Source organism: Micromonospora sp. DH13, assembly GCF_020873825.1.
Lineage (GTDB): Bacteria > Actinomycetota > Actinomycetes > Mycobacteriales > Micromonosporaceae > Micromonospora > Micromonospora haikouensis.
In genome coordinates this window covers 1-7,253 of sequence record NZ_JAHWGR010000074.1, presented here as the reverse complement: position 1 = coordinate 7,253, position 7,253 = coordinate 1, and the positions used below count along the sequence as shown (strand labels likewise).

The following is a 7,253-nucleotide window of genomic DNA, read 5'->3' as shown; positions in this document are numbered from 1 at the left end:
GGCCCGGCGTGGGAGCTGTTGGGCCGGCGATCGGCGGGCACCCCAGAGGGGCCCCACCCGCCGCCGCCGGCCCACGGCACGGGGGTGGTGGTGGTGTTGGTCCGGCCTCGCTCTGGGGGGTGCGGTCGCGGTGCGTCCGTCGTCGGGGTTAGCCCGTCAAGCATGTGGGCGGTGTTCGTCCTGGGCGAGCTGGTCGCCCAGGAGCCGGCGGCGCGTACAGGCGCGGTTAGGTCAACTGATCACCTGGGAGGGGGAGGGGTTTCCGCCGGGCGTGAGGTGGTCGCCCAGGGGCCGGGTGGGTCTCTGGGTACGGTTTAGGTCAACTGCGCTGCTGTGGCGGTGTCCGCCGGGTGTAGGGCTCGTGACACGAGAGCCGACGCCGTGGTTGGAGCGGTCAACCCCTACGTACTGATCTCAGTATTTACTGATGCACTGAATTACTGAGTTACTGATTCGGCAGGTTCGCCAAGTCGATCTATCGTGCGGGAATGACCTTGGTGAAGGACGCCGAGCGCCGCCGGCCGCGTAGGTGGGTGCTGTACCTCGCGGCTGGACTGGCGCTGTGTGTCGCCGGGCCGGCCGCCGCCGGGGCAGGGTGGGTAGCAACGAAGACCGTCGAGGCTGACCGTGGACAGCCCACGCCGGATGCCGCCGCGAACGTGTTCATGCTCGCTGTCTCGTCAGGTGAGGAGTTAGGGCTACGGGCTGCCCTTGCGCCGTCGCGTCGTGACGAGCTGGTCGACGAGTGGCGACGTATCCGAGGTGACATCACTCGGACCAGTCCGCAGCCATCGAAGGTCAGCGCGGGTGTGTTCGTCGTCGACGACCAGGGCGACGATCGGGCCCAGGTCGTGACCGAGGTGCAGGCAGTGTGGTGGGGCACGGTATCGATGGCGGGTACCCCGCACGCCTGGCGGTTTGAGACGCGACGGGACGGCGGCGGGTGGCGAGTGTGGTCGGTCGACCCGCACCCGTGGTGCGGCGGGCACGTACGAGCCGAGGCGTGCCGATGACGAAGGGCCGGCCCCGTGAGGAGTCCGGCCCTTCTACTGACTTACTGAGTTACTGAGCTGCCTTGCGAAGGTCCTGCTTGATGGCACCGGCTAGTTCGTCGTCGACGAGAAGCCTGCGCACGAGTGCGGCCATGACTTCCTGCTTAGTGAGGCGGGCCCGGCCGAGTTCGACAGCTGCCGTGGTGAGCCAGTCGGCTAGCCGCCGGTGTTGGTCCGGGGCGAGGTCGACGGTGGAGCGGACCGGCTTGGCCAGGGGAGCGGCAACGGTGGGGACGTGTTCTACCGGGGCCGGCGTAGGTGCCGACCTTGCCGGCGGGGTGGTTCGCGCGGCAACCCGGGCCGCTTTGGCGCGCAGTTCGTCAGCCTTGCTCACGCCGACACCTCCTGCCGGTCGGCGAGGTCGAGAAGTTCCATCGCAGCGGCCCCGTACGGCGTATCTAGGGCACCGGCCATGGGGTCGCCCCACGCTTGGGCGAAGCGCTCTAGGCTGCCGATCTGAGCGTTCAGTACGGTTACCCCGTCGTCGGTGATGAGCTGCCGATATACGCCCGTTGAGGCAGCCCGCGGCTTCACTCTGGTGAGCAGTACCGCATGGATCGGCGGCTTCCCGTCCGGCCGGACGTCGGCGGCTTCCTGGAGGAGTTCCCGCACGGCCGGCAGCCGGTCGTATTCGATTGGCGTCGGGGCCATCGGCACCAGGACGTGCGTGGCGATCCGCGCGGCGCTGAAGACAGTTCCGCGCTGCGCCTTCATCGGCGGGGTGTCGATCACGACGACGTCGTATCGGTCGCCGACCACGTCGGGCAGTTGCTTGTGCAGGTTCGGTACCGCCATCGTGACGACCGGCCACGGGAGATCTCCGGCGAGCTGCCAGCCCTGCAAGCTCTCGTTCTCTCCGTCCGCGTCGACGCCGAGCACCCGCATGCCCGCCTCGTGGAACGCCTGCCCCAGGTGGCCGGTTGTCGTCGTCTTTGTCGACCCGCCCTTGAGGTTGACCACAGCGATGACCAGCATTACGACCTCTCTTCTTGGAACAGCGGCAGCATCGGAGCATCAAAGTTCGGAGTCGAGGCAATCCGCCGAAGACCCCGGAACGGCCTCACAACATCGGTTCCGTCAGCACGGCGTATCCACACGTTGCGAGGCCCACCACCAGAGCCCCAGGCACAGATGACCGTAACCGGCTTTCCGCGCTCCAAGTAGGTCCGACCCTTGATGCTCACCGCGCCACCTCTCCCAGTGCATACGGCTTGCCTACTGACATCAGTATATCAGTAGATACTGAGTTACTGAGATACTGATTGCTCCCAGATTGAAAGTGCCCGAGATAGTGACATTGCGAAGGTTTGACCGTTATTGACGGATACGAAACCACGCCCGGATGCCAGGCGGCGCACGCGTCGGCGGACCGTGCGACGGGTTGGCTTGCGACAGGCGACGGTTTGCGCGCCGGCGAGCCCTTGCACCTCAGCCAGTTCTGAGCGGATCGCCCCACCCTTCGTCCTGGTGACGGTCACCTGTCGCGTGGTGCCTTGTGCCCGAGCCCACCGACGGATGATGCGCGCGACGCGGTCGGCCTGGTCGTGGGTGACTTCGACCGCGACCGTGACCCGCTCTAGCTTCCAGTAGCCCCAGAACCGACCCGGGCCCTTGCCTGGCTCTTGCCACGCGGCCGGTACGCAGTTCTGATACTCCTTCGCCGCGAAGGACCCGTGTTTGGTGAAGTACACGGCGACGCGCTTCGGATCGGTGACCCGGAGCCCTTCCGCGAAGTCGACGCCCGTACCCGCCAGCTGGTGACGCTCTCTCTCTACCGGGTCCGGGTGACCCACGATGTCGGCCCACACCGCGCTTAGCCACTGGCGAAACGGTTGTCCCGCGCCGACCCATGCCGAGGATCGAGCACGAGCACCAGGAGTACGGGACAGCCCGTGCGGCGGCACCATGAGCAAGTGGAAGTGGGGTGCCCCGCGCCGCTGAAACTCCAGCTTCCACACGGCCGTCACGTCCTCGCCCCACGCCTTGACGTAGCGCTTCCGCAGGGCTTGAAGATGCCGCTTCGCCGTCTTGCCGTCCGGCGCCACAGTCAGCCAGTCACCCGGATAGGTCAGCGTGACCATCGCGGGTACGCGGGTGGGGTCGGACAGCATCGGGTGGAAGTCCAGTTCGCAAAGCGCGCGGACCATGTTGGCTCTGCTCTTGCGCGACCATCCGGTGATCTCTCGCGAGGGGTCCGACTCGGGAATCTCTTCGCCGCGTGCGAGGTAGGTCGCGGCCTGATCCGCCGAGGTCTGCCGCGCCCGTAGGGCCCGCTCCTGGGTACGTTCGCGGCGGGCGAGGTCAGGGTGTTCGATGGCCACCGCGCCGGCCGCGATGACGATGCGCGGTCGGGGCCCTTCTTCGCCGGCCCAGGCCGGGCGAGCGTCGAACATGCGCGCGGCCAGGTCGAGGCCGTCAGCGTGCGGAAATTGCGGAGTCCACCACGCTGCCGTCGATTCTGAGGCAGCATCCGGTGGGGAGTGATGCGACGGACGGGTGTCGTCCGCTACCCTGGTAGCAAGCATGTTGCGGTTCCGCTCTCCTGGTAAGTGCAGCGGGGCCGATCGAAGGGCCAGCGTTGGCGCGCTGGCCCTTCAACCATTTCGGGCCTGTGGAGACCCTTCCGCGATTCGGCCCCTACGTCACGTCGACACACCGACTGATCGCGATCAGGCCACGCGGCCCAGCTCCTGGCGGCGGCTGTCGAGATCGACCACGTTCGACGAGCGAGCGGCAGTCACGTACTCCACCAGCTCGCGAATGTCGTCGTCGCGGACGTAACCCAGCCGAGCCCGCACCGTGGAACGCGCGCCGTCTTCCAGGCTGAACAGCACGCCCGGCATGGTCTCGCTGACCTGGTGACAGAGGGCCCCGTACTGAACGGCGTCTTCGATCAGCGCCGCTTCGGTGTGCGATTCGGTCGGCAGCCGAAGGGCAATACGACGCGTGAAGAGATCTCGAAGCGTGAACGTGTCCTTGGTCGGTTCCTGAATCGCACCGACCACGATGTAACCGGCGGCACGACCCTGCGTGAGCAGGATGCCTAGCAGATCCTCGATCTTCGACCGGACCGATCGAGGCCAGTACTTCAACAGCGGCGCGAGTTCGTCGATCAAGATGAGCGTCAGTGGCCGGGCCGGCGACGGCGCGAAATCTCGTTCCCCGCCGACCGCGTCCCGCTCGTTCGCCTCGCCCAGCTCCACCACCAGGCGCACGAGCAGATCCACCACTTCCTGCTCGGTCACGGCGTAATCCGAGTCCGCGAACAGGGCCCGCGCCTGCCGGAGCTCCTTCGCCTTAGGGTCGATGCCGACCAAGCGCACGGTCCCGTCAGCGATGCCCGGCGCGATGCCCCGAAGCAGGTTCCAGCCCAGACCCGCCTTACCGGCCCCGGTGCTACCGGCCACGGACGTGTGACCGCCGAGAAGACTCACGCAGTACGGTTCGTCGAACTCGTCGAAGCCGACCGGCACCGCCCGAAAGTCGATGCACGCCGTCGACGCCGGAATCTCAGTGGCTTCCACCGCTTCCACCAGCGGGTCACGCCGCATCAGGTCAATACCGACCTGCGCGGGTTGGATCTCTCGCACCGCGACCCGGTGAGCGCCGAAAGCACCGCGTAGCTTCTCGCCAGCCTGGCGGAACTGCTCTAGTTCCTGGCCCACCTCCATCCGGACCACGAGCCGATCCCAGAACGGGGTAGTAGAGACCCGGACCAGCCGCGGTACGTGTCGATCAATGTCGTCGTCGACGAACAGCTCGCACCGGACCATCACCCGGTCCCAGACCCGCCGGTACGCCCACCAGCGACGCCACCAGGTACGCGCCCACGTCAACGCGTACCGCTCGAAGCTGGCCCGGTGCGCGGCCGACCAAGTCGACGTAGCGACGAACGCCCCGACCAGGGACAGCAGCACCATGCGCCATCCGACCCACGCGATCGCGGCCCCGAGCCCCGCCGAGGTGAGCGAGGTACGCGGGTGCAGCACGATCTGTACGGTCAGCCAGGCGATCAGCTTCGCGAGCTGCTTTGCCAGCCACACGAGCACCCGACCGACGAGCGAAAACATGAAGTCAACGACGCCCCGGCGGGCGGAAATGCGAGCCATGGGAAATCTCCTGTAGACGTGCAGCGGGGAGCCATCGAAGGTCTGTGGTCGATGGCTCCCCGCTGGAGACGAACAGAGGTGCGCTATCTGGGGAGAGTGCGAAGGTGCCGATCCAGCGCCTCACTGGCGGCGGCGGCGTTGTCGATGTCTCGCTGAACGGCCGTCATGGATCGAGTAGTGCCGAGACCGGCCCCCAGCTCGGGATCAAGGACCGCACCAGCGTCGATCAGCCGCTGAATCTTTTCGATCTGTACGTCGATCTCGTCGACGAGTCCGCGCAGGCTGCTCATGCCGACACCGCCGACCGGTAGTAGATGCGGGCCCGGCTGAACGAATGGAACTCGGCCGCCGCGACGCCGACCGACACCGCCGCGTCCTTGGTCAGCGCGAGGGTCTCGTCGACGAGCCGCTGATCGGTCGCCCGGCCCCTGTCGTCGACCCTGCTGACCTCGCGCTGGAGCGCGCCGACCATGACCGACAGACGAAGCATGGCATCCGCGATCGCCCGCCGCCGCAGCTTCATCTCTCGCAGGCGGCGGTAGAACGCGGCTCGATCCTCGATGCCGACCCGCACGTCAACCGCCCGGTTGGCGAGGGCCCCGGCGACCTGCCGCTTACGACGGGCCTTCCGCTGGCTCTTGCTTTCGAAGTTCGCTCCACTCACCACGCGGCCGGTGCGCGCCGCCTGACGAACCCGATTTCGCTGCCTACTTGACACCTTTCCTCCATTTCCTTTCGTCTATCCACGCTTCCGCGCAGACCTTGTGACACGGCACTCCGCGAGGGCTGCGGCAGATCGCCGGTTTGCCGCAGATCGAACAGGGTTCGCCCGGGCCGGCGCTTCCCGATTTCGACCAGTCAACGAGAGCCATTGACCGGCCTCCAATTCACCAGCTAAACCAGCAAATCTTGTTGTTCCACGAGTGCATACCGCCATGGCCTTTCGGCAGATCACACCGGTAGCCACGATGAATGGCCTTGCAACGGTTCTGGAAAATGCCGGCCATTAGGCCCCTTTCCCTTTCGCTACTTGACGGGCGCGGTACCCGCCAACGCCTTGACCTGCTCGGCCCGGTACCAGACCTGCACCCCGATGACCTTCTCCTCTCCCGTGTCGGGGTTACGCTTGGTCTTCTCCATGACGCCGATCTCGAAGTTCACGAGCTGAATCGGCGTGTACGGCATCAGGCCCTCACACGGGTTCTTGTGCGACGCGATGCCGACCTTGAGCACCGCGTTCTGCGGCCGACCGAACATGTCCCGGGTCATCGCTACCGCCTGGACGTCCCACTTCGGCGTGCCGTCCTTCGTCGTCTCCTGCCGGTCCGACTTGAACGCCGTCTTCGGGTCGCACGACAGGAACGCGATTCCCTGGAAAGTGCCCGCCTGGTCGATCTTGAAGTTCGTGAACATGGGACTTCCTCCCGTACAGGGCCAAACCTAGGGCCGATTCTCCCGTTGTCCCATTGTCCCGGGACAACCTCAGGTGAGACAATGAAAGCACACCCGGGACGGTGGGTGCAAGAGGTGTCCCGGGACAATCGTTGGCAGGGGAGGAAACGGGATGAACGTGACGAATGACGTTGAGTCACAGCTCCGACGGCGCATCGAGGGAGGCGAGTTCTCGCCGGGCGCGAAGCTCCCTCGGCTGGCAGACCTCATGGAGGAGTACGGCGTCAAGAGCCGCAGCGCCATGGACCGCGCGCTCAGGGCTCTAGTGGCCGAGGGCTTGCTAACGGTCCGCCAGGGTTCTGGGATCTTCGTCCGGCAACGTCAGGTAGTACAGCGAGACTTCATTGCTGGACTCCGAATGGAGTACTCCCGAGCCATTCATGACCAGGTCACCGAAGAAGGTCTGTTCGAGGCGATGACCGGCACGCGCGTAGAGGTCAACACGTCGTATGAGCTGATCGACGCGGCCGGCCGCGTAGCTGAGCTGTTGGCGGTCACGACAGGTACGCCCCTGCTCATGCGAACGTATCGGTACTCGATCGACGGTCAACCTCACCAGATCGCCCGGTCGATGATGTCCAGCGATCTTGCCCAGACTGCCGGACTGACCTCGCCAGGGTCGGAACGGCCCGGCGTGGGA

General features: G+C 66.2%; 9 protein-coding genes. 3 read left to right on the top strand and 6 right to left on the bottom strand.

Translation table 11 applies throughout. The features are described 5' to 3' along the window. Positions 1-488 precede the first annotated feature (488 nt). Positions 489-1,013, top strand: coding sequence for a hypothetical protein (locus LPA42_RS33140; RefSeq protein ID WP_077940485.1), 525 nt, complete (start codon positions 489-491; stop codon positions 1,011-1,013). Between the two features lie 49 nt (positions 1,014-1,062). On the opposite strand, the gene LPA42_RS33135 is transcribed toward LPA42_RS33140, so the two are convergent. The 4 genes from LPA42_RS33135 to LPA42_RS33120 form a co-directional block, all read right to left on the bottom strand. After that, a complete protein-coding gene (locus LPA42_RS33135) occupies positions 1,063-1,386 on the bottom strand; it encodes a hypothetical protein (protein WP_144082852.1) in 324 nt (107 codons plus the stop codon). Beyond that, entirely contained in the window at positions 1,383-2,027 is a 645-nt protein-coding gene (locus LPA42_RS33130) for a ParA family protein (RefSeq protein WP_077940484.1), read from the bottom strand. Before LPA42_RS33130 ends, LPA42_RS33135 begins: the two co-directional genes overlap by 4 nt. Positions 2,028-2,299: 272 nt before the next feature. Then, positions 2,300-3,577, bottom strand: a complete 1,278-nt coding sequence (locus LPA42_RS33125) for a hypothetical protein (protein WP_144082851.1) — start codon at positions 3,575-3,577, stop codon at positions 2,300-2,302. A gap of 144 nt (positions 3,578-3,721) precedes the next feature. Beyond that, the gene (locus tag LPA42_RS33120; RefSeq protein WP_077940482.1) at positions 3,722-5,161 is read right to left on the bottom strand and encodes a hypothetical protein; all 1,440 of its coding nucleotides are present in this window, start codon (positions 5,159-5,161) and stop codon (positions 3,722-3,724) included. Between the two features lie 104 nt (positions 5,162-5,265). Between LPA42_RS33120 and LPA42_RS33115 the strand changes: the two genes are divergently transcribed. After that, a complete protein-coding gene (locus LPA42_RS33115; RefSeq protein WP_144082850.1) occupies positions 5,266-5,472 on the top strand; it encodes a hypothetical protein in 207 nt (68 codons plus the stop codon). Here LPA42_RS33115 and LPA42_RS33110 read toward each other — a convergent pair. Both LPA42_RS33110 and LPA42_RS33105 read right to left on the bottom strand, forming a co-directional pair. Further along, positions 5,448-5,879 (bottom strand): hypothetical protein, encoded by a 432-nt coding sequence (locus LPA42_RS33110; RefSeq protein WP_228987128.1) that lies wholly within the window; start codon positions 5,877-5,879, stop codon positions 5,448-5,450. The genes LPA42_RS33115 and LPA42_RS33110 overlap by 25 nt on opposite strands. Before the next feature lie 308 nt (positions 5,880-6,187). Beyond that, positions 6,188-6,574 (bottom strand): hypothetical protein, encoded by a 387-nt coding sequence (locus tag LPA42_RS33105; RefSeq protein WP_077940479.1) that lies wholly within the window; start codon positions 6,572-6,574, stop codon positions 6,188-6,190. A gap of 151 nt (positions 6,575-6,725) precedes the next feature. Between LPA42_RS33105 and LPA42_RS33100 the strand changes: the two genes are divergently transcribed. Next, positions 6,726-7,253, top strand: a 528-nt coding sequence (locus tag LPA42_RS33100) for a GntR family transcriptional regulator (RefSeq protein ID WP_228987127.1), incomplete at its 3' end; no start/stop codon positions are given.

What these genes read in the sequence shown, in the direction of transcription:
- LPA42_RS33130 (WP_077940484.1), bottom strand. Translation starts at nt 2,027, where the DNA reads ATGCTGGTCATCGCTGTGGTCAACCTCAAGGGCGGGTCGACAAAGACG.
- LPA42_RS33140 (WP_077940485.1), top strand. Translation starts at nt 489, where the DNA reads ATGACCTTGGTGAAGGACGCCGAGCGCCGCCGGCCGCGTAGGTGGGTG.
- LPA42_RS33125 (WP_144082851.1), bottom strand. Translation starts at nt 3,577, where the DNA reads ATGCTTGCTACCAGGGTAGCGGACGACACCCGTCCGTCGCATCACTCC.
- LPA42_RS33105 (WP_077940479.1), bottom strand. Translation starts at nt 6,574, where the DNA reads ATGTTCACGAACTTCAAGATCGACCAGGCGGGCACTTTCCAGGGAATC.
- LPA42_RS33120 (WP_077940482.1), bottom strand. Translation starts at nt 5,161, where the DNA reads ATGGCTCGCATTTCCGCCCGCCGGGGCGTCGTTGACTTCATGTTTTCG.